At 69.6% G+C, this 20,752-nt stretch carries 21 protein-coding genes; 8 read left to right on the top strand and 13 right to left on the bottom strand.

Annotated elements, in window-relative coordinates:
* Nucleotides 1-40: 40 nt before the first annotated feature.
* Entirely contained in the window at nt 41-535 is a 495-nt protein-coding gene (locus ACFU95_RS29950) for a hemerythrin domain-containing protein (protein ID WP_383833572.1), read from the bottom strand.
* A 383-nt stretch (nt 536-918) separates the two neighbouring features.
* Here ACFU95_RS29950 and ACFU95_RS29945 point away from each other — a divergent pair, with 383 nt between their 5' ends.
* Together ACFU95_RS29945 and infA are read left to right on the top strand one after the other, a co-directional pair.
* Nucleotides 919-1,710, top strand: a complete 792-nt coding sequence (locus ACFU95_RS29945) for a GNAT family N-acetyltransferase (protein ID WP_383833470.1) — start codon at nt 919-921, stop codon at nt 1,708-1,710.
* On the top strand, nt 1,707-1,931 hold the full coding sequence (gene infA / locus ACFU95_RS29940; protein ID WP_352391515.1) for a translation initiation factor IF-1: 225 nt from the start codon (nt 1,707-1,709) through the stop codon (nt 1,929-1,931). The genes ACFU95_RS29945 and infA overlap by 4 nt, the downstream gene beginning before the upstream one ends.
* A 190-nt stretch (nt 1,932-2,121) precedes the next feature.
* Here the strand turns inward: infA and ACFU95_RS29935 are convergent, their stop codons facing one another.
* Nucleotides 2,122-2,898 carry an MBL fold metallo-hydrolase gene (locus tag ACFU95_RS29935; RefSeq protein WP_383833466.1) on the bottom strand — a complete coding sequence of 259 codons (777 nt, stop codon included), beginning with the start codon at nt 2,896-2,898 and terminating at the stop codon, nt 2,122-2,124.
* Between the two features lie 276 nt (nt 2,899-3,174).
* On the opposite strand from ACFU95_RS29935, the gene ACFU95_RS29930 reads away from it, so the two are divergent.
* Nucleotides 3,175-4,422 (top strand): MFS transporter, encoded by a 1,248-nt coding sequence (locus ACFU95_RS29930; protein ID WP_383833463.1) that lies wholly within the window; start codon nt 3,175-3,177, stop codon nt 4,420-4,422.
* A gap of 306 nt (nt 4,423-4,728) precedes the next feature.
* Here the strand turns inward: ACFU95_RS29930 and ACFU95_RS29925 are convergent, their stop codons facing one another.
* The 6 genes from ACFU95_RS29925 to ACFU95_RS29900 form a co-directional block, all read right to left on the bottom strand.
* Nucleotides 4,729-5,982, bottom strand: coding sequence for an acyl-CoA dehydrogenase family protein (locus ACFU95_RS29925; RefSeq protein WP_383833461.1), 1,254 nt, complete (start codon nt 5,980-5,982; stop codon nt 4,729-4,731).
* Nucleotides 5,969-6,790 carry an enoyl-CoA hydratase-related protein gene (locus ACFU95_RS29920; RefSeq protein ID WP_383833458.1) on the bottom strand — a complete coding sequence of 274 codons (822 nt, stop codon included), beginning with the start codon at nt 6,788-6,790 and terminating at the stop codon, nt 5,969-5,971. Before ACFU95_RS29920 ends, ACFU95_RS29925 begins: the two co-directional genes overlap by 14 nt.
* Nucleotides 6,787-7,605 carry an SDR family oxidoreductase gene (locus tag ACFU95_RS29915; protein ID WP_383833455.1) on the bottom strand — a complete coding sequence of 273 codons (819 nt, stop codon included), beginning with the start codon at nt 7,603-7,605 and terminating at the stop codon, nt 6,787-6,789. Before ACFU95_RS29915 ends, ACFU95_RS29920 begins: the two co-directional genes overlap by 4 nt.
* Nucleotides 7,606-7,803: 198 nt before the next feature.
* Nucleotides 7,804-8,496 carry a TetR/AcrR family transcriptional regulator gene (locus ACFU95_RS29910; protein WP_383833452.1) on the bottom strand — a complete coding sequence of 231 codons (693 nt, stop codon included), beginning with the start codon at nt 8,494-8,496 and terminating at the stop codon, nt 7,804-7,806.
* A gap of 143 nt (nt 8,497-8,639) precedes the next feature.
* Complete coding sequence (locus ACFU95_RS29905) at nt 8,640-9,299, bottom strand: HAD family hydrolase (RefSeq protein WP_383833449.1); 660 nt, start codon at nt 9,297-9,299, stop codon at nt 8,640-8,642.
* Nucleotides 9,300-9,340: 41 nt separating this feature from the next.
* Nucleotides 9,341-10,540: an acetyl-CoA C-acyltransferase gene (locus tag ACFU95_RS29900; protein ID WP_383833446.1), complete on the bottom strand. Its 1,200-nt coding sequence runs from the start codon at nt 10,538-10,540 to the stop codon at nt 9,341-9,343.
* A 336-nt stretch (nt 10,541-10,876) separates the two neighbouring features.
* On the opposite strand from ACFU95_RS29900, the gene ACFU95_RS29895 reads away from it, so the two are divergent.
* The 4 genes from ACFU95_RS29895 to ACFU95_RS29880 all read left to right on the top strand — a co-directional run bounded on the left by ACFU95_RS29895 (nt 10,877) and on the right by ACFU95_RS29880 (nt 14,801).
* The gene (locus ACFU95_RS29895) at nt 10,877-11,755 is read left to right on the top strand and encodes an alpha/beta fold hydrolase (protein WP_383833569.1); all 879 of its coding nucleotides are present in this window, start codon (nt 10,877-10,879) and stop codon (nt 11,753-11,755) included.
* On the top strand, nt 11,752-12,573 hold the full coding sequence (locus ACFU95_RS29890) for a hypothetical protein (RefSeq protein ID WP_383833443.1): 822 nt from the start codon (nt 11,752-11,754) through the stop codon (nt 12,571-12,573). Before ACFU95_RS29895 ends, ACFU95_RS29890 begins: the two co-directional genes overlap by 4 nt.
* 149 nt (nt 12,574-12,722) lie before the next feature.
* Complete coding sequence (locus ACFU95_RS29885; RefSeq protein WP_383833440.1) at nt 12,723-13,451, top strand: DUF4328 domain-containing protein; 729 nt, start codon at nt 12,723-12,725, stop codon at nt 13,449-13,451.
* Nucleotides 13,452-13,562: 111 nt separating this feature from the next.
* Complete coding sequence (locus tag ACFU95_RS29880; RefSeq protein WP_383833437.1) at nt 13,563-14,801, top strand: PP2C family protein-serine/threonine phosphatase; 1,239 nt, start codon at nt 13,563-13,565, stop codon at nt 14,799-14,801.
* A 92-nt stretch (nt 14,802-14,893) separates the two neighbouring features.
* Here ACFU95_RS29880 and ACFU95_RS29875 read toward each other — a convergent pair whose 3' ends face one another.
* Nucleotides 14,894-15,817: an MBL fold metallo-hydrolase gene (locus ACFU95_RS29875; RefSeq protein WP_383833434.1), complete on the bottom strand. Its 924-nt coding sequence runs from the start codon at nt 15,815-15,817 to the stop codon at nt 14,894-14,896.
* 335 nt (nt 15,818-16,152) lie between these two features.
* Between ACFU95_RS29875 and ACFU95_RS29870 the strand changes: the two genes are divergently transcribed.
* Nucleotides 16,153-16,986: a BTAD domain-containing putative transcriptional regulator gene (locus ACFU95_RS29870; RefSeq protein WP_383833431.1), complete on the top strand. Its 834-nt coding sequence runs from the start codon at nt 16,153-16,155 to the stop codon at nt 16,984-16,986.
* Between the two features lie 93 nt (nt 16,987-17,079).
* On the opposite strand, the gene ACFU95_RS29865 is transcribed toward ACFU95_RS29870, so the two are convergent.
* The 4 genes from ACFU95_RS29865 to ACFU95_RS29850 are packed head-to-tail and all read right to left on the bottom strand — an operon-like array spanning nt 17,080 to nt 20,679.
* Entirely contained in the window at nt 17,080-17,850 is a 771-nt protein-coding gene (locus tag ACFU95_RS29865) for a siderophore-interacting protein (protein ID WP_383833428.1), read from the bottom strand.
* A gap of 39 nt (nt 17,851-17,889) precedes the next feature.
* Nucleotides 17,890-18,702 (bottom strand): BTAD domain-containing putative transcriptional regulator, encoded by an 813-nt coding sequence (locus ACFU95_RS29860; RefSeq protein ID WP_383833425.1) that lies wholly within the window; start codon nt 18,700-18,702, stop codon nt 17,890-17,892.
* Nucleotides 18,699-20,261, bottom strand: a complete 1,563-nt coding sequence (locus ACFU95_RS29855; RefSeq protein WP_383833422.1) for a phytoene desaturase family protein — start codon at nt 20,259-20,261, stop codon at nt 18,699-18,701. The genes ACFU95_RS29860 and ACFU95_RS29855 overlap by 4 nt, the downstream gene beginning before the upstream one ends.
* Nucleotides 20,248-20,679, bottom strand: coding sequence for an SDR family NAD(P)-dependent oxidoreductase (locus tag ACFU95_RS29850; protein WP_383833419.1), 432 nt, complete (start codon nt 20,677-20,679; stop codon nt 20,248-20,250). The genes ACFU95_RS29855 and ACFU95_RS29850 overlap by 14 nt, the downstream gene beginning before the upstream one ends.
* Between the last annotated feature and the right edge of the window lie 73 nt (nt 20,680-20,752).

Raw genomic sequence — 20,752 nt, 5'->3', positions numbered from 1 at the left:
CCCCCTGCCATTCGTGGGGCCGGCCCCATTCGGCGTCCGGTCAGCGCTCCTCGTCGTCGGTGAGCAGGAACGCGGGCCGGGTACGGTCCCAACTCGGCACCTTCAGCGCGTTGAGCGCCGAGACGATCCGCTTTTCCTCGTAGGTGAAGTGCGTCTCGATGAGCGCAGCGAGGCTGTCCAACTCACGCCGGAATTCGGTGGGATCAGCATCCCGGTCCAGTTCACCGACGAGCGTTTCGAGCCGTTGCAAGGAGTCGTCCACCAGCTGGTGGTCGCGCCGCAACTCCTCCAGTACAGGGCGCAGTTCCGGGAACTGCTCGGCGACCTTGACGAACGCGAAGTCGTTTTCGCCGTTGTGATGCCGGTCCAGTGCCGAGCAGAAGGTAAGGCAGTGGGTCCGCAACTCGCGGACTCGCGTGCCGCCTGCGAGATAGGCGTCGACGTCCTGACGCAGTGCTGCGAGCTCCTCGCGGAGCCATTCGTGTACTTCGATCAACTGGTTGCCGAACGCCGTCAGGCGCCCGTGGGATGTCACCAAGGCTATTCCAAAGCTGCCACGCCTCCATGCCCTCGACGGTCTCTTCGCCGGGTGCACGCGACGCTGACCCAAGGTCTTACCAACGGCACAAACGGTCTGTCAATCAAGTGATCGTCCGCCGAGTCCGTCGAGTCCGCCGACTCGGCCGCGAGTTGGCTGACGACGAGCTGTGGGCGCTGACCGAACGCCGCGGGAAAAGCATTTGAGCGAGGCGGCGCCCCGCCGCTACTTTCGTGGTGGACCGTGAAGTCGTCGTAGGGAGGTGAGCCCCGTGAACACAGTTACCCGTGGGTGCTCCCTCAACCCGTCACGGTCCGGCGGCTGACGTTCGGTGTCGCCAGGAGCGCCTGAGATCGAGGCACTCCTGGAGGGAGACTCCGATGAACACAAAGCCTTCTAGATCTGGCCTGAGCGAGAACGCGGTGATGATCACGCGCGTCGCGGACAGGCAATGGCATGCGCTGGATGACGACCTGGTGGTCGGCCGCGGGTATGCGGTGCAGCGGCCCGACGGACGCCTGTTCGTCAGCATCGACGCCTGGCACGACGCCACCTTCGACCGGCTCGCCGAGGCGATGTCGGCGCAGCTGCCGGCGCCGCTGTACACGGTGGTCGACGAAGCCGACGTCGAGCTGACGGCCGGCTGGCGGCGGGCCGGTTTCGCGATCCGGCGCCGCGAGTGGGAGTACGTCGTACCGACCGACCCGCGGGTCACAGGGCTCGAAGCGGTCCTGCCGCCGTCGGGCGTGACGATCGTGCCCGCCGGTCAGGCGGACGAGAGTCTGCTGCGGGCGGTGGACCGCGCGATCCGTGACGAAGTCGAGGCGACCGTCGGGTGGCAGTCGATGCCCGCGGAGGTGATTCCCCGCCCCGAAGGCGACACCGTCGTCGACCCGTCGAAGTACGCGGTGGCGGCGACGCCTGACCGCTACCTGGGGCTGATCCGGGTGGTGACAGTGATCCGGCCTCGCATCGGGCTGGTCGCGGTCCGGTCCGGCGAGCAACGCCGCGGCATCGCGCGGGCGCTGGTGGCCCACGCGCTGGGGGCGCTGCACCGCTCCGGGTACGCCTCGGCCTGGACCGAAGTCCAGGAGTCCAACCAAGCAGCCTCGACGCTGTTCGAGGGCATCGGTGCCCGGCCGACGAGCAGCAACCTGGAGCTGGTGCGATGACGAGGAACAAGAACGTCATCGAAGTCGAGGGCAAGGTCGTCGAGTGCCTGCGCAGCGCCATGTTCACCGTGGAGCTGGAGAACGGCCACCATGTGCTCGCGCACATCAGCGGGAAGATCCGCAAGAACTACATCAAGATCATGCTGGAAGACCGGGTGCTGGTGGAACTCCCGCCGTACGACCTGACGCGCGGCCGGATCGTGTTCCGGTACCGGAACTAGCGGCGGTCGCCCCCTTCCGCGACAGCTGAACCCTGGTCCCGGTCACGGCAGTTCCGTGACCGGGGCCGGATGAGGAGGCGCACGGCCGGGGTCGCGGCCGCCAGCGCATCTGGGCCGAGCCCCAGCCCCAGGTACCGACGCAGGATCAGTGCTCGACGTCGCAGTGCAGGTGTGTTTCGGGGCGTCCGCGTCATTCGAGGCCGGGAGCCGTATGACCGTTGCCCCGCGCGAGGTTGGTGACGAGCCCGGGGGTGGCGACGTCGATGGGGTGCCGGAAGGACTGCGCGGCTGTTTCGTGTGCGGCCTTCGGATCTGTCCCCGGCCACAGATGGGTGAGCATGAGCCTGGCGGCGCCCGCCTGGCTCGCGTACTGGCCGGCCAGTCGTGCCGTCAGCAGATACGGCGCGTCGACGGTCGGTACCTCGTGGACGTACGTGGCTTCCGACAACAGCAGGTCAGCACCTTCAGCCAGGCGCAGGATGTCGCGGCTCGGACCCGTGTCGCCGGTGTAGGCGAGCACGGCGTCCGGCGTGGTCAGTCGGATGCCGGCGTTGGGTACGAAGTGCGGCAGCAGCCAGGTGTCGGTTCTGAACGGACCGATGTCGAACCGGTCGCCAGGCGCGAACTCGCGCAGGTGGTACGCCTCGGCGAGCATGCTCGGTTTGTCGAGCGCGAGGACGGCATCGGCTGCGCCGTGGGGTGCGTATACCGGCAGTGCCGGCGGTGGCGTGTCACTCAGGCCCCGGGCGCGCAGGAGAGGGTTGAGGTCAGCACAGTGGTCGGGGTGTCCGTGGCTGAGCAGCACGGCGTCAATGGAGTCGACGGTGCTGTGGCCGAGCAGGCACGGCAGCGTGGCGTACCCGGGGTCGATGAGCAGGCGGAAACCCGCGTACTCGACGAGGTAGCCGCTGCATGCCTGAACGGCGGTGGGCCACGCCCCGCAGCCACCGAGAACGGTCAGTTGCATGCCACAGGACACTAGTTGCCATGCCTTGGTCGTGAGCAGGCATTTTCGAGGCATGGGAGCGGACGTGATCGCGACGTTGGTGCGAGGGACTTTGTGACAGCTGTTTCGATGTGTGGCTCCACCTGCACCCATGCGCCGGCCCGCAGGGTCACGCCCGCCGCGTCGGCGAAGGCGAAGGCCGGGGTGCCAATGCCCGTGGGCAGCCCCACATCTGGTCCCGGCGCCATTCCATTAATCCGTTGACGGGCTCGCCTCCCGGCCCCGACGATCAGGCCCGTGTCTGCCGCCCTGGCGCCTCTGCGCCACCGCCCGTTCCGTCACCTCTTCATCGGTACGACGGCCAACCTGCTCGGCAACGGGGTGGCGCCGATCGCCCTGGCCTTCGCCGTGCTCGACGCCACCGGGTCAATCGGCTCGCTCGGGTTGGTGGTCGGGGCCCACTCCCTCACCAGCATCCTCTTCCTGCTGTACGGCGGCGTGTTGGCGGACCGGCTGCCACGTGGCCCGCTACTGGTCGGCAGCAGCGTGGTCAGCGCCGCGAGCCAGGCGGTGGTCGCCATCCTGGTACTCACCGACAGCGCCGCCATCCCGCTGCTCATGGTGCTCGCCGCGGTCAACGGGGCGTCAAGTTCCTGCTACCAGCCCGCCGCCCAGGCCCTGTTGCCCCAGACCGTGTCGGCCGAGTCCCGCCGCGCCGCCCTCGCGCTCTCCCGGATCGCGGGCAGCAGCGCGATGATCCTGGGCGCCTCGCTGGGCGGCGTACTGGTCGCCGCGGTCGGCCCCGGCTGGGCCCTGGCCGTCGACGCGCTCAGCTTCGCGCTCGCCGCCACGTCCTTCGCGCTGATCCGCGTCCAGGTCTCGCCGCCCGCGCCCAGCCCCGGCCTGGTGCATGAACTGCGCGTCGGCTGGCGGGAGTTCACCGCCCGCAGCTGGGTGTGGGTGATCGTGGTGTCCTTCTGCTTCCTCAACGCCGGCATCACCGCCTCGTTCACTGTTCTCGGCCCGGCCGTAGCCGACACCACCGGGATCGGCCGCACCGGCTGGGGCCTGGTCGTAGCCGCGGGCTCGCTCGGCGCCGTCGCCGGCGGCGTGCTGTCCCTGAGATGGCGGCCACGGCGCGCGATCCTGGTCGGCTGCGCGCTGATGAGCCTGACGGCGATGACCCCGCTACTGCTCGCGCTCGCCCCGTACACCTGGGTGCTGGTCGTGGCCAACTTCGTGGCGGGCGTGGGCATCGAGCAGGCCGGCGTCGCCTGGTACTCGACCCTCAACGAGCAGATCCCCGAGGACCGCCTCGCCCGCGTCTACGCCTACGACGACCTTGGCTCCTACCTCGCGCTCCCGCTGGCCCAGTTCGCCGCCGGACCCGCCGTACTCCTCCTCGGCCTCCATGCCACCCTCTACGCGGCCGCCGCGCTCATCCTCCTCGCCACCCTCGCCATGGTCGCCACCCCCTCCATCCGCGCGCTGGTACCGAAGACCGCAGACTCGCTGCCCGCCTCCGAGGAACCGGTGCCTCGCTGAGCTCGACCAGGCCATGCTCGGCATCGCCCCGGCTCCACACCCGCGAGGTACCAGATCGTCCACCGCTGCGAAGGCCCACCCGTGCACGCCGACCGTTTCACCCGGTCGTTCGCGTTCCTGGCCAGGCACGTCTGCGTCACCGATTTCTTGATCAGCGCGGCCCGCGGCGGCGGCTCCCGGCACCGTCCTGCACGCCCTGTCCGCCTTCGCCGCCGACCCCTTCCCCCGTGTCCGGCATGCTCTCGAACGCGGACGTCGAAGCCGCCGCGCTCGCCGGCGTCACGTTCACCGCGCCAGGGGACATCTCTAGCGGTCGCCGGGAATGCCCGCCGCCCCCACACCCGCGGTGCCACCTTCGCGATACCGCCGCAGTTCCTGCCGGGCGATGGCCCGCTTGTGGACCTCGTCGGGACCGTCCGCCAATCGCAGTGTGCGCAGCTGGGCGTACATCATCGCCAGCGGGAAGTCGTCCGTCACCCCTGCTCCCCCGTACACCTGGATCGCGCGGTCGACGATCTTCAGCGCGATGTTCGGGGCGGCCACCTTGATGGCCGCGATCTCGGTGCGTGCTTCCTTGTTCCCGACCGTGTCCATCAGGTACGCGGCCTTGAACGTGAGCAGGCGGATCATCTCGATGTCGATGCGCGCTTCCGCGATCCAGTCCTGGATGTTGGACCTCTCGGCAACCGGACTGCCGAAGGTCACCCGTGACTGCGCGCGCCGGCACATCAGCTCCAGCGCCCGCTCGGCTGCGCCGATGGCCCGCATGCAGTGGTGGATGCGGCCGGGCCCGAGCCGGGCCTGACTGATCGCGAAACCCTCACCCTCACCCTTGAGGACGTCCTTGGCCGGAACCCTGACGTCGGCGAAGTCGATTTCGGCGTGTCCCTCGCGGTCCTGGTAGCCGAACACCGGCAGCCCGCGCAGCAGCGTGACTCCGGGGGCGTCGATGGGGACGACCATCATCGACTGCTGCCGGTGCGGGGCAGCGGTGGGGTCCGTCTTCCCCATGACGATGAGCACCTTGCAGTTGCGGTGCAGGGCGTTGGACGCGAACCACTTGCGGCCGTTGAGCACGTACTCGTCGCCGTCGCGTTCCATCCGCAACTCGATGTTGGTGGCGTCGGAACTGGCGACACGCGGCTCGGTCATCGCGAAGGCCGAGGCCATCGTCCCGTCGAGCAGGGGCCTCAGGTACTTCTCCTTGTGCTCGTCGCTGCCGAACAGCGTGAGCACCTCCATGTTGCCGGTGTCGGGAGCGTTGCAGTTGCACGCTTCGGACGCGATGTGGCTGCGCCCCATGATCTCCGCCAGCGGCGCGTACTCCAGGTTCGTCAGGCCCGGCCCCCACTCGGGGTGCGGGTGGAAGAGGTTCCACAGCCCACGGGCCCGTGCCTCCGCCTTGAGTTCCTCGATGACCGGCGGATGGAAGTGCGGGTCACCCGACGCGTGCATCTGGTCGTGGTAGACCGCCTCGGCGGGATAGACGTGCTCGTCCATGAACTCGAGCAGATCCGCCCGGTACTTGTTGGCACGGTCCGACATCTCAAACAGGGACATCCGTACTCCTGACGGGTAGGGAGGGAAAGTTCGGCGGGCGCTTGTCGAGGTGACTGGCCACGCCTTCGATGACATCGGCCCCGCGGAACGCCTGGAGCATGAGGCTCTCCGCCCGGGCCACGGAGTCGGCGTAGGTGCCGTCCGCGTCGTCGCGCAGCTGGCTCTTGATGGTGGCCATGGACCCCGGAGAGCAGCGCGTCGCCAGTTCGCCGGCGTACGCGACAGCGGCATCGACCACACCGCCGGTGGAGACGAGGTGGTCGAGGAGTCCGATACGGAGTGCCTCCTCGGCGTCCACCATGCGGCTCGACAGCAGCAGGTCCGTGGCCCTGCCGCGGCCCACCAGCCGGGGCAACAGCCAGGAGATCCCGTACTCGGCGATCAGCCCACGCTGCGCGAATGCCGTGGTGAACCGGGCCGAAGGCGAACCGAAGCGGACGTCGCAGTAGAGCGCCTCCACCATGCCCAGTCCGGCGGCCGCCCCGTTGACCGCACCGATCAGCGGTTTGCGCAGGGTCAGCGGCACGTCGCGCGGCCTGCGCCGCGCCCTGCCCGTCGCGGAGACCTCGTCGGTCTCACCGACCGCCCCCAGTAGCTGAAGGTCGGCGCCGGCGCAGAATCCGCGCCCCGCGCCGGTGATCACGACGGCGCGTACGTCCGGGTCGTCCTCGGCGTCGTCGAGGAGCGCGAAGTAGCGGTCTTCGAGTTCGTCGGTCCAGGCGTTCAGCTTGGCGGGTCGGTTGAAGGTGAGCACCAGCACGGGTCCGCGGTGTTCGGCGAGGACGAGCTCGGCCGACCCGCCGGTCATGCCTGCTCCAGCAGGGAGCTCTGGTAGCGACGCATCCCGCGCAGCCACCGGTCGTAGTCCGAGCCCTTCTGCCGGTACAGGTCCAGGACTTCTTCGTGCGGCAGGATCAGGAAGCGCTCGTCCTCGATCGCGGCCAGGACGGCGTCGGCGACCTCGGCCGGTTCCAGGACGTCACCCGCGGACGTGACGGCCTGTGCAGCCGCTCGTCCCAGCGCGTCCCCGGAGTCCTTCCCGGCGGACAGCATCCTGGTGTTCACCCCCATGGGACACAGACAGCTGACCCGGACCCCGCGATCGCCGTACGTGACACTCAGCCACTCGGCGAAGCCGACGGCCGCGTGCTTGGTGACGGCGTACGGGGCGGAGCCGATCTGCGTGAGCAGGCCCGCCGCCGAGGCGGTGCTGACGAAGTAGCCCTCACCGCGCTTGAGCCACCGCGGCAGCAGCAGACGTGCCGCACGGATGTGAGCGCGCAGATTGACGTCGATCGAGAGGTCCCAGTCCCGCTCGCTCGCGTCGAGGCCGGGCGCACCGGCGATGCCCGCGTTCGCGAAGTAGAGGTCGACCGGACCGAACGTGCCCTCGGCCAGGGCGATCAGCTGCTGGATCCGGGCGGTGTCCGACACGTCGGCGCCGACGCTGACGGTGCTTCCCGGATGGTCGGCGTTTACCGACTCCGACACCGCCCGCGCGCTGTCCGCGTCGAGGTCCGCGACGACGACCCGGGCACCCGCACGAGCGAGCCGCGCGACCAGCGCGCTCCCGATGCCGCCACCACCACCGGTGACGATGGCGACTCTTTGTGCAACGTTCACAGCGACCTCCTCCGTGGCTCCTCTCGAATGTATAGTTGAATCCGACGTCAGGTTCAATAGTTGGTCCTGAGACGCCCCCGGCAAGGCCGCACAGACGCGTGGCCGGAATGAACTACCGACGCTGAACCGCCGAAGAAGAGTGAGGCGCCCGGCGAACGGGCCGTGAGCAGCGGGCTCGACCCGGCTCAGGCCGCCGGATCAGTGGCGGCCGGGGAACCGCAGGGCGTTCGCCCAGAGCCGGGTGACCGTGGACACGAGTTCCTCGAAGTCCGCCGGCTCGCCGTCCTCCTGCCTCTCGCCGAGCACGAAGGCGTTGTAGGCCATGACGCTGACCATGCCCGACAGCGCGCGGGAGGCCATCATCGGATCGACCTCGCCGTCTGCGACACCGCGCGCCTGCAAGTCGGCGATACCGCGGGCGTTGCGGCGGATGAACGCGTCAGCGCGCCGGCTCCGGAACGTACGGAATTCCGGCTCCACTTGGGCGACCTGCTCAAGCAGTGCCATCAGCTTCGCGTTCCGCCTGTACGCCTCGAGATAGGCGCGATTGCTCGCCTCGAGCACCGCGTAGGGGTCCTCGGCGCCTTCGACCCGGGCCATGCCGGGGTGCAGCATGTCCTCCTGCGCCTCCAGGAGGACGGCGGCCAGCACCTCTTCCTTGTTGGCGAAGTAGGTGTAGAACGATCCCGCCGCGCACTGGGCTTCCTTGGTGATGTCGGTGAGGCGGGTGTCGAGGTAGCCGTCCCGTTCGAACACCTTGCGCGCGGCCTTCACCAGGGCGGCCCGGGTCCGTGCTCCACGCTTTGTCGTGGGCGGCTCGCGAAGGTGCGAGAGGGGCGCCATGGGGGGTGCCTTCTCGCCGTCGGTCTCCTCGGGCGCGGTGATGTCCATCGCGGGAACTGTACTTGAATCCGACGCCATGGTCACAAACCGCGCTCTCCGGAGAACTGGTGGTCGGAAGAACTGGGGTCGGGGGTCAGATCGGTGGACGTCACGGGACTTCCGCACGCCCGTTGGTTGGCTCGTTCGACCGGTCAGGCGCTGATCCCGAAACGTTCGGCGAGTTGGCGACGGGTGTCCGCGGCGCTGGTGTGCAGGACGCCGCCGATCCCGATCCGTGCCGCCCCGTCGAGGTTCTGCTGAAGATCGTCGATCATGACTGCCTCCCCGGGGTCGGCTCTGAGGCGTTCACACGCGATCGCGTAGATCCGTCGGGAGGGCTTGCGGATGCCGACCTCTGCGGAGATGACGACCGCATCGGCAACGGTGGCGAGGTCGACGCCGTCGTAGGTTCCGGTACCGAACGAATTCGATACGAGCGCGACGGGATGCCCTGCGGCTCGAAGATCACCGAGCAGCGCGAGCATGTCCTGGTCGATCGACATTCCGGCTTGCATCCGGGCCGTGAGCCCCTCGGCCGCCACGACGGCGCCGTGGACGCGGAGACGTTCGGCGAATCCTCGCTCGAAGGCCTCGGCGTCGATACGGCCGCACTCGTGGTCGGCCAGGAGGGTGCGTGACGGCTGGTCCCGGCCGAGGAGTTCCAACGGCAGGTGTGGGTCGCCGCCGAGCGAGGCGCCGAAGTCGGTGAACGCCTGCAACACACTGGAGGTGATGACTCCGCCGAAGTCCACCAGGACCACGGTTCGGGTCCTGTCCACCACGTTCTCCACCGCGTTCTCCACCGATGCCACGCCTCTCTCGTAATCGGCTTTCATCCGGCAGGGTTGCCGGGCTAGGCGACCTCGAACAGTCCGGCCGCGCCCATTCCGCCGCCGACGCACATCGAGATCACCACGTACCTGACTCCGCGGCGCCTGCCTTCGAGGAGGGCGTGCCCGACCAGCCGGGCCCCGGTCATGCCGTACGGATGACCGACCGAGATCGCACCGCCGTTGACGTTGAACCGCTCCGGGTCGATGTGCAGTTCGTCCCGGCAGTACACCGCCTGGGAGGCGAACGCCTCGTTGAGCTCCCAAAGGCCGATGTCGTCGATGGTGAGGTCGTGCTGCTTGAGCAGCTTCGGGATGGCGAACACCGGACCGATGCCCATCTCGTCCGGGCCGCAGCCGGTGACGGCCATCCCCCGGTAGACGCCGAGCGGTTCCAGCCCGCGACGCTCAGCCTCCCTCGACTCCATCAGTACCGAAGCCGAAGCCCCGTCGGACAGCTGCGAGGAGTTGCCCGCCGTCACGCTGGAGCGCGCACTCACCTGACCGTCGGGCAGTACGGGCGCCAGTCCGGCCAGGCCGTCGAGCGTCGTCGAGGCGCGGTTGCCCTCGTCCCGGGTCAGCGTGACCTGCTCGTCCCGCACCTCCCCGGACTGCTTGTCGAGCACCTTCCTGACGCTGTCGAGCGCGACGATCTCCTGGTCGAACCGGCCGGCCTCCTGTGCCGCCGCCGTGCGCCGCTGCGACACCAGCGCGAACTCGTCCTGGCGCTCGCGGCTCACGCCGTAGCGTTCGGCGACGATCTCCGCCGTCTGCAGCATCGGCAGGTAGATGCCGGGCTTGTGCTCGACGAGCCAGGGGTCCGTCATGCGGTGGGTGTTCATGTGGTCGTTCTGCACCAGGGAGATCGACTCGACACCGCCGCCGACAGCGACCTGCATGCCGTCCGCGACGATCTGCTTGGCGGCCGTCGCCACGGCCATCAGGCCCGACGAGCACTGCCGGTCGATCGTCATGCCCGACACGGTGTCCGGAAGCCCGGCACGGAGAGCGGCCTGGCGGGCGACGTTGAATCCGGCCGACCCCTGCTGCACGGCGCAGCCGAAGATCACGTCCTCGACCTCGCCGCCTTCGAGCCCGGCACGCTGTACGGCGTGCGACAGGGCATGGGCGGCGAGTTCCTGTGCCTGGGTGTCGTTGAACGCACCCCGGTAGGCCTTTCCGATCGGCGTCCGTGCCGTCGAAACGATGACTGCTTCCCTCATGTCGCCTCACTGCTTCCTGTTGGTCCGGCGCGCCCGGGGCCCGGGAGCCGGAATTCCGAGCTCCGTGAGCCGGGCTCGATGCCGTTGGGCGTGCGGAGCGCCAACTGCGGCGCGGTGCGGGCCCGTTACCCGTCGCACCCGATGAGCGATGACATGAGCCATAGCCGCAGGGGGGACAGGAGTCGACCTCCGGATCTGGTTATAGTTGAATCTGGCGTCATGTTCAACCACACGCCTCATCGCCACCGGGAAGCGCACATACCCGCGGCCTTGACAGCCGGCCCCTCCACCTGAAGTCTACCGACCAGTCGGTATGAAGGGGCGGTCGTGACCGAGCTGAACATCTCCACCGGAGCGGGCGTGTTCGACGCGATCGTGGCGGGTCCACCGGAGGGCCGCCCGGTGCTGCTGTTGCACGGCTTCCCGCAGACGGCGATGGCGTGGCAGCGGCAGATCGCCGCGTTGGCCGCGCACGGCTACCGGGTGGTGGCACCCGACCAGCGTGGGTACTCCCCCGGCGCCCGCCCCCAGCATCCCGCGGACTACCGCGTGAACCTGCTCGTCGACGACGTGGTCGCGATCACGGAGGCACTGGGGTGGGCGGCGTTCGACCTGGTCGGGCACGACTGGGGAGGCGCGGTGGCCTGGTGGACCGCCGACGCCCATCCGGGCCGCGTACGCACGCTGACGGTTGTCTCGACACCCCATCCCGGCGCCCTGGCCACCACCCTGCGCACCGACGACGACCAGCGCGAGCGCTCGCGCTACATGATCGACTGGCGTGAGACGCCCGCGACCGAAGAGCGCATGCTGGCCCACGACGCCCAGATGCTCCGCGCCTTCTACGCCGGGAAGGTCCCGCGGGACAGTGCCGATGCCTATGTACGGCACCTGTCCCGGCCGGGCGCCCTCACCGCCGCGCTGAACTGGTACCGGGCGGGCCGCCCCGACGGCACGATCGGCGGCATCGACGTGCCCACGCTGTACGTCTGGAGCACGAACGACAGCGCGTTCGGCCCGAGGGCCGCCCAGGAGACCGGGCGGTGGGTCAACGGACCGTACCGGTTCGAGATCCTCCAGGACGTCAGCCATTGGGTCCCCGAGGAGGCCCCCGATGCGCTGAACCGCCTGCTGCTCGAACACCTGCGAGCACACGGCGCATACGGAAGCGCGGCGAACAGCCCGTCCGTCAACTCTCCGAAGGGAAAACCATGAAGGCAGCGCGCGCGGCCTGGCGCGGACTCGAACCCGTGCACGGCATGATCTATTTCGTCCCCGAGGCAAGGCGCCGGTACGCGGACCTCGGGCTGAGTGGACGCGCCGGCTACTTCACCTCCCGCAGCGCCGCGTTCGGCCGGGCATCCGCCGAGCTGGTCATCTCGACCTTCTACAACTTCAACCCTGATCTCGTACGGCAGGCGCTCGCCGGGGCCTGGGACGCGACGACGCCACAGCAGGTGCTGGACGCCCGGTACGCCGCGGCGGGCGAAGCACTGCGGCGGGCGGGAATCCACCAACTGCCCGACCTGACCGAGGTCCTGGACCTGACCCGCCGGGCCGCGGACGCGGCCTGCGAACACACGCCGGGCCGCCCGCTGTTCGCCGCCCATGCCGCACTGCCCTGGCCGGAGGAACCCGTGCTGCGACTGTGGCATGCCCAGACGCTGCTCCGGGAGTTCCGCGGAGACGGCCATGTCGCGTGTCTGCTCAGCGAGGGCGTCGGGAGCCTGGAGGCCCTCGTTCTGCACGCGGCCACCGGTGAGGTTCCCGTCGACTTCCTCAAGGCGAGCCGCGCATGGCCCGAGGCGGAGTGGGCCGCCACCCAGGAGCGCCTGCGAGAGCGAGGTCTCCTCGACGGCGACTCCCTCAGCGCGGAGGGCGTCACCCTGCGTCGGCACATCGAGGACCGCACCGACCAGCTGGCCCTTCCCGCCTACGCCGCCCTGGGTGACGCCGAGTGCGAGCGCCTCGCCGAACTGGCGAGCCCCTTCGGCCGCGCCGTGATCGAAGGCGGCCTCCTCAAGCTCGGCTGACCTCGGCCGATCTCCGTCCGCTGAGAACAGGCCCCCACCGGACCCTCCTGGATTGTCATGGACGGGATATGCGCGATCGGCGTATCGTGCGTCGGCCGCGCCTCGTTCCGCGGACCGTTTGATCTCTCGTCCGTGGGGGCCTCATCGCCATGTCCGCATCCAATGAGCTCCGTCCGCGTCCCCTGCTGTCCGCCGGGGCGCCGGTGTCGTCCCTCGGTCTGCTGGTCGCCGCTGTCGCGGGGATCGCTCTGGTTGCCCTCTGTGACCTGTTCAGTCTGTTCGCGGGCTTTCGGCTCCTGGCGGTGTTCGACGGAGACGGCGGCTTCCTCACGGCTCCGCAGCAGGAACTGGATGCCGCCACGGCGCTGTACGCGACGTCCGGGAGGTACCAGAACATCGTGTACCTGCCCGCCGCGATCGTGTTCGTCGTCTGGTTCTTCCGTATGCGCCGCGACACCGGGCTTCTGGCGCCGGACCGGTTCCGCAACGGACCCGGGTGGGCCGTCGGAGCCTGGTTCATCCCGCTGGTGAACCTCTGGATGCCGTACCGCATCGCTCTCGACATGTGGGGGGCCGCCACTTTGCTGCCCGCCGAGGACGAGCGGTACAGGGCGCGGATCTGGCCGGTGAACCTGTGGTGGGGGCTGTTCGTCCTCGTCTCCCTGTTCAACGGGTACCAGGAGATCAAATACAAGAACGCCGCGTCGTTGCTGGAGATCAGGGACGCGGTGGTGCAGTACATGATCGCCGACGTGGTGCGCGTCGCCGCCGCCGCTGCCGCCATGTACTTCGCCGTCCGGCTGACCACCATGCAGCGGTTCAAGGCGTTCGAGGGACCGTTCCGGTCTGTGGTCGTCAAAGACGACGCGTCGGCCTGACAGCGTCCCCCGTGCGGCAGCGAGTGCCGCTCTCCAGGTGGGCCGGGCCACTGGATCACTCGTAGAGTGGAGGTGCCGGCAGCCGCGCTCGTAGGCGACGGAGACCGCGTGGTGACAGCGGACATTGATTTCACGGCGTTCTTCGACGCCACACCAAGCCCGTACATCATGCTCGACACGGACCTGGTGATCCGCTACGTCAACACGGCCTACCTCCAGGCCACCGGCCGGACCAGGGATCAGCTGGTCGGGAGGTACTTCTTCGACGCCCTGCCGGAGAGTCCCGGCGCACCCGACGACACGCACCAGAACCTGAAGGCGTCGTTTCACCGGGTCCTGGAGTCCGGGAAACCGGACACCCTGGTGTTGCAGCGGTACGACATCCCCGCCCTCGACCAGCCAAGCGGATTCCAGGAGCGCTGGTGGTCCGAGATCCACACCCCGATTCCCGGGCCGGACGGCAAGGTGAGGTGGATCGTTCAACGAGCCGAGGACGTCACCGCCTTCGTCCGCTCGCGCTGGGCACGCCAGCTCACCGTCGAGTTCACCGACCGGGAGAAGGGCATGGCCGCCGAGCTGTACGCGCGGGCCCGCGAGCTGCACCGGCTGAACCAGGAGCTGCGCCAGGCCCACGCCCGCGAACGCCAGGTCGCCGTCGCGCTGCAAGAGGCCATGCTCTCCGCCCCCGACCTGGACCGGCACGGCGACAACATCGCCGTGCGCTACTTGCCGGCGACCACGTCACTGAATGTGTGCGGCGACTGGTACGACGTCGTCGACCTGCCGCCCGACCGCTACTCCGCGGCGGTCGGAGACGTCGTCGGCCACGGCCTGCACGCTGCCGCGGTCATGGGCATGCTCCGCAGCGCCCTGAGCGCGGTGATCCGCGCCATTCCCAGCCCCGCCCAGGCCCTGGAGATCCTCGGCCTCTACGCCCGCTCCGTGGACGGTGCGACGGCGGCGACCGCGGTCAAGGTACTCATCGACACGCGCAGCAGGCTGATCATCTACAGCAACGCCGGTCACCCGCCGCCCGTGCTGCTCCACTCCGACGGCACCTGCGAACTGCTGGACCAGGCGACCGATCCGCCGCTCGGCGCCCGCATGCACCATGTCCCGCGCCCCCAGGCGGGCCTCACCTACACCCCGGGGGACACGCTCGTGCTGTACACCGACGGCCTGATCGAACGCCGCGACGAGGACATCGACGAGAGCCTGGAGCGCCTGACCACGGCCCTGGCCCAGGACAGCACCCGCGCCCCTGCCCAGCTGGCCGACGCGCTGCTGGCCCGCCTCGACGTCGCCGGCGGCGCCGACGACGACATCGCTCTCGTCGTCATCCGCCTCTGACCCGGCACGGGCTCCCGACCGCTCACACACGTGGCCCTGAAGTCCGGCTGCCTGGCCGGGGGCGCTCGTGGAGGGTGCTTCTCCGCCCACGGTCAGGCACCGCAGTGGGGAAGGCTTCCGTGTAGCGCGACGATGTCCTCGAACGCGGCCCGTACGTCCAGCGGGGCGGCCGGCTGTGCGCCGTGTCGCTCGGCGTAGGCCCGTACGAGGTTCCCCACCAGCCGTTCGCTGTCCAGGAGTTGGCCGTACGGTCCCGGCCCCACGGCCCGCGCCAGGTCCAGCGGGGCGAGTCCCTCGGCGATGCCCGTGCCGGCCAACTGGTCGACCCAGCGCAGGTAGTCGACGTTGGCGTCGAGCAGTTCCGGTCCGCCCAGCGGGCCGTGACCGGGGACGACGTGCAGGGGTTCCAGCTCGCGCAGTCGGTCCAGCGCGTGGAGTGATCCGGTCAGTGAGCCCATCAGCACGAAGGGGGTCGCGCCGGAGAAGACAAGGTCTCCGGTGAACAGCACCCTTTCGTCGGGCAGCCACACGACGGTGTCTCCGGCGGTGTGCCCGGGGCCGACGTGCAGCAGTTCCACGCGCGCTCCGAGGTCGGGCAGGGACAGCCGTTCCCGGTAGGTCACCTTCGGCAGCGTCGGTTCGACATGACCCCAGCGCACCTGGGGCCACAGGTCCCGCAGGGCCAGGCCGTACTCGGCCATCTCTGCCGCTGCCCGCTCGTGGGCCACGATGGTGGCGCTCTCGCTGAAGAGGTGGTTGCCGAAGGTGTGGTCGCCGTGGCTGTGGGTGTTGACCAGCGTGCCGACGGGACGCGGGCTGAGAGTACGCACCGTCTCCCGCAGGACGAGCGCCCGCGCCTCGGTGGCCGCGGTGTCGATGAGCAGGGTGTTCTCGGCGCCGATCACGATGCCCGCGTTGTTCAGGCACCAGCCGCCGTCCGGCTGGAGATAGGCGTATACGCCTTCCGCGAGCTGCTCGAGCCCGTAGGTGATGAGGCTGTTCGGCGTGGTGTCCATGTCGCGCTCCCCTGGCGGGCGGGATCTCTTTTCAGCCTTAGCGAACCCGGTCTCACCAGAGAATCGGTCAAGACTGCCCGAGCAAGCGGTTTCGACCATGGAATTCTGCCCGACGGAACGCGTCGGTTCGAATTTTACTGTCCATTAACAGGACAGCGCATTCACAGCGGAACAAATCCACATGAAGGACCTTGACGCACCGGCCGGTAGCGCTTGTAGCATCGGGGGAAAGTCTCAAAGCGGACGGCCTGCGACCGCATGGCCGGACGCGATTCATTCCGTAGCATTGTGCAAAATTCAAACTACGGATTTGTGCAAGCTTCAACGGGGGTGGAATGGACATAGGAATTCTGGGTCCCTTGGTGGTCAGGTCGGACGGCAATGAGGCCGCTCCCTCCGCGCCCAAGCCACGGCAGCTGCTGGCCCTGCTGGCGGCCCGGGCGGACGAGGTGATCTCCATGGACCTGCTGATCGACGAGTTGTGGGAGAGTCGTCCGCCGTCCAGCGCGGTGACCACCGTGCAGACGTACATCGGGCAGCTGCGCAGGTCACTGGCGCAGGCTCTGCGGATCGACCTGAGCGAAGTGGCCACGGACGTGCTGCCGTTCACCGGCTGGGGGTACCAACTGACGGCCGACGGGGGAACGCATGACGTACGGGCCTTCCAGCGCTGTGCCGAGCTGGGGCGCAACGCACTGGCCGCCGGCGCCAACGACCAGGCGTCGGTGCTGCTGCGTCGCTCCCTGCGGATCTGGCGCGGCCCCGCGCTGGCCGGCGTGCGGCTCGGGCCGCATCTCCTGGCGCACCGCACTCATCTGGAGGAAAAGCGGCTGACGGCCGTCGAGCAGCGAGTGGAGGCCGACCTCCGACTCGGTCATCACCATGAACTGATCGGCGAGCTGTCCGGTCTCGTCCTGCAATATCCGCTGCACGAGAACCTGCATTCCCAATTCATGGTTTCGCTGTACCGGGCGGGGCGGCCCGCGCAGGCTCTCGACGTTTTCCACAAGATCCGGAATTCCCTCCGGGAGGATCTGGGAATAGATCCGTCGCCGCGTCTGCGCAAACTGCAGCAGGCCGTCCTGGCGGCCGATCCCCGGCTGGAGGCGGAAACCCGGTCCCGGCTGTTCCGGCTGGAACTGGACCTGCCCGCGGTGCGCTCGGCCTGAGCACGTCCGAGATGGCCCGACGTCGTGTTGCGGCTGCGCCGACACCGGTGGCAGCCGCTCCTCCCGGTGCACCCCGGAACCGGGCGGAGGAGCTCAGTCCATGCCCCGCCGACCGGGCGTCCAGAAAGGCTTGACCAGGACGGAACGCCGGGGCCAGCCACGCTCGTCGACCAGGTGCCGACGTACGGCCTGGCAGGCACGGGCCTCCCCGGCCAGATACGCGACGCCGGGCTCGCCGGGCAGGTCCAGCTCGCGTACGGCCGCGAGCAGCGAAGGGGACGCGGCCGCCGCGCAGTCCCCGCGAAAGCGCCAGCGCAGCTCAGCGGAACGCGGCAGCGGCAACCGGTCCTGCGGCCCGGCGACCTCGACGACCCCGTGCACGCGGGCCTCGTCGGGCAACGCCCGCAGCATCGCGCCGAAGGCCACCGAGGCGGTCTCCTCGCCGACGAAGAGGTGATAGGGGGCCGACCGGTCGACGACGAACCCGCCCTCGGGTCCCCGGAAAGCGACCTCGTCCCCCACCCGCACGGAGCGGGCCCAGCCCGCGCCAGGTCCGTCGCCGTGGTCCAGGGGACAAAGCTCCAACCCCTCCCCGTCGTACGCCCAGACCGAGTAGGTACGCAGCACGTCGCGCAGCATCCCGGCCCACACCGGTGCCCCCAAGTCCTTGACGTGCACCCGCACATGATGGCCCGGTGTCCAGGCCAGGTCGCGCACGGCCGGCCCGGAAACGCGGATCATGCGGACCCGGGGGGTGAGCCGTTCGACCCGCTCGACGCGTCCCCGGGTGAAGAACAGGCCGAGCAGCGGGTCGAAGAGGAGATCGGCCGGACGGCGTCGACGGGCGGGCGATTCGGTGGGCATCTGCTCACTCCTGGCTTCTCACGGACGGGAAAACCGGGGTCACGTAGTGGTGAGGATGGCTTCCTGAAGATCGCGTACTCGGGGCGAGGGGTCGATGCCCAGCTCTTCCCGGAGGTTCTCGCGCAGCGATGCGAACGCCCGCAGGGCCTGGTCGGCGCGCCCGTCGCGGTACAGCGCGATGATGAAGAGGGAATGCAGGTTCTCGTGCAGGGGGTGGCGCGCCGTCAGCTCGGCGAGTTCCCCGATCAGATGGTGGTGGCGGCCGAGGCGCAGGTCCGCCTCCACGCGTTGTTCCATCACGCCCAGCCGACGTTCCTCCAGCGTGGTGCGATGCGCCAGCAGGTGCGGCCCGATCCTGACGTCCGCCAAGGCGGGGCCGCGCCACAGTCGCAGCGCCTGGTGCAGCAGCGCCGACGCCCGGTCGTGCTCGCCGTCGAGCAGCGCGCGCCTGCCGTGTGCGGCATGGCGCGCGAACACACCGGCGTCCAGTTGGTCCGGGTCGACGGCGAGGCGGTATCCCCAGCCGGCGAACGGCAGGACGTCTCGTGCCACCTCGACCGTGCTGGTGCGCAGGGTGCGGGCGAGCGACTGGCGCAGCTGGACGACGTAGGTGCGTACGGCGGTCAGCGCGCTGCGCGGGGGTTCGTTCTCCCAGAGTTCGTCGACCAGGACGTCCACGGGCACCACCGTGCCCGCGCGGGCCGCCAGGAGAGCGAGCAGCTGTCTCGGTTTCGGCGCGGTGGGCACGGCCTGGCGCTGTCCGCCACCCGCGCACACCGTCAGGGGGCCAAGAATTCCGATGTCCACGCCGCTCGCCTCCGTGCGGTCCGCACCACGGGTTGTGTGGGTCACGTCCCGGTCATCACCGCTGCGACGTCGAGCCCCAGGTCGCGCAGGACGGCCTGGGCGCCGGCACGTGCTCCGCCCGTGACCCCGGACCCGGGGTGGGTGGACGGTCCCACGAGGTAGAAGCCCTCGCCGGGCAGCCGGTAGCCCATGTTGGGCAGGGGCCGATAGCCCATGAACTGGAAGAGCTGCGACCCGAAGTGGCCCGGATCGCCGCTCGGCCACGCGGCGTTGAAGCGCTCGCCGTCCAACGGGCTCTCGACGGCCCTGCCGAGCACCTTCTGGGCACTCATGTTCGTGGTGAGGCCGCAGAAGGTGTCGAAGACCTGGTCGAAGATCTCTTCCTTGCGTTCGTCCCAGCGTCCCGCGTCCAGTGCGAGGGGCGCGTAGCTCAGCAGGTACAGGGTGTGCCGTCCGGCGGGCGCACGGGTGGGATCCCAGGCGCTCGCCACCGAGATGCTGGGGATGCCGGTGGCCGGGATGCCGTACTTCAGCCCGTCGAAGGTCCGCATCAGGTCGGGCAGGGCGGCGGCCGTCTCCTGGAACCCGGCGCCGCCCACCTCGGGGCCGGCTTTGAACACCGGTGCCTCGCTCAGGGCCAAATGTCCGGTCAGCAGTCCGAATCCCGCGGGCTTGATGCGCCGTACCTTGCGCTCCCAGTCGGGTCCGAAGCGGTGGTCGACCATGGCCGGCAGCTGCTTGATGTTCAGATCCGCCACCACGGCACGCCGGGCCTCCACCCGCTCCCCCGAGGCGAGCACGACGCCGGTCACCCGGTCACCGGTGAAGGTGAACCGCTCGACCGGGGCGCTGGTCCTGATCGCCCCTCCCTGCTCCCGGAGGGCACCGACCAGTGCTGTCGTCAGGGACCCGGATCCGCCGACGGCGTAGCCGAGGCCGTAGCGGTGGATGACCGGCACCATCATCAGCAGGAACGCTCCGGTGCCGCCCTCCTCGGGGGCGGCCAGGATCTCCGACACCCAACGGACCAGTGCCGCACGGACCTTGGGGTGCTCGAACCACTCGTTGACGACGTCGTGATAGCTCATCAGCAGCATGCGCAGCAGTTCCTGACCGGCCTCGGACCGATCGAGCCCGGCGAGGAACTCCCCCAACGGGGGCGGCGGCCGGAACAGACTGCCCATCAGGGTGTCCAGCAGCTGGTCGGTGAAGGCGTGGAAGCGCAGGTAGTTGTCCGCGTCCCGTGGCGAGATCGCGGCGATCGTCTCCGCCGTGCGGTTCACGTCCCGGTAGAAGGCGATGTGGTCGCCGTCGGGGAAGGTGACGGCGATGCTCGGGTCGGGGAAGACGTAGCGCAGGCCGTGCCGGGAGAGCAGGCCCAGTTCGTCCTCGCGGATCAGCGGATTGCCCTGGATGAAGATGTGCGCGATGGCGTGCAGGTCGTGGTGGAACCCGGGCAGGGTCACCTCCCGGGTGACGACGCCGCCGCCGGCGTACTCCTTCGCCTCCAGGACCACTACGTCCAGTCCCGCCTTGGCCAGATAGGCGGCCGCGGTCAGCCCGTTGTGGCCGCCGCCGACGACGACCACGTCATGCGGCGTCATGGTGGACTCCTTCGGGGCCGGTGCCGCGGGCCGGTCCGCCCGGGTCGCGTTGGAAGCCGCCGTCGATGTCCCAGACGGACCCGGTGACAAACCCGCTGAGGTCCTCGTCGAGCAGGGTCAGCACGGGGTGGGCGATCTCGTCGGCGGTGGCGAGCCGCTTGATCAGGTTCGTGTCGATCACGGCCTGTTCGAGGCCGGGGAGACGCGCGGCGCCGGCGCGCAGGCCCGGTGTGTCGGTGATGCCCGCGCACACGGCGTTGACCCGGATGCCGTGCGGGGCCAGTTCGATCGCCCAGGTCGGGACGAGGTGGTGCAGGGCGGCCTTGGTGGCGCCGTACACGCCCATGCCGGGGGTGGGCCGGCGGCCGAGGGAGGAGGAGATGGCGACGGCGGAGGCGGGGGCGGGGAAGGGCAACAACGGGGCAGGGGGGGGGAATCAAAGGGCGGTTTCCCCCCCGAGGACACCCACCCCCCACTCCCCCCCCCCCCCC

Origin of the sequence: Streptomyces sp. NPDC057623 (assembly GCF_042800355.1) — a bacterium.
Classification (GTDB): domain Bacteria; phylum Actinomycetota; class Actinomycetes; order Streptomycetales; family Streptomycetaceae; genus Streptomyces.
Note: the sequence above shows the minus strand (reverse complement) of the source record. Positions and strands in the feature narration are given on the sequence as shown.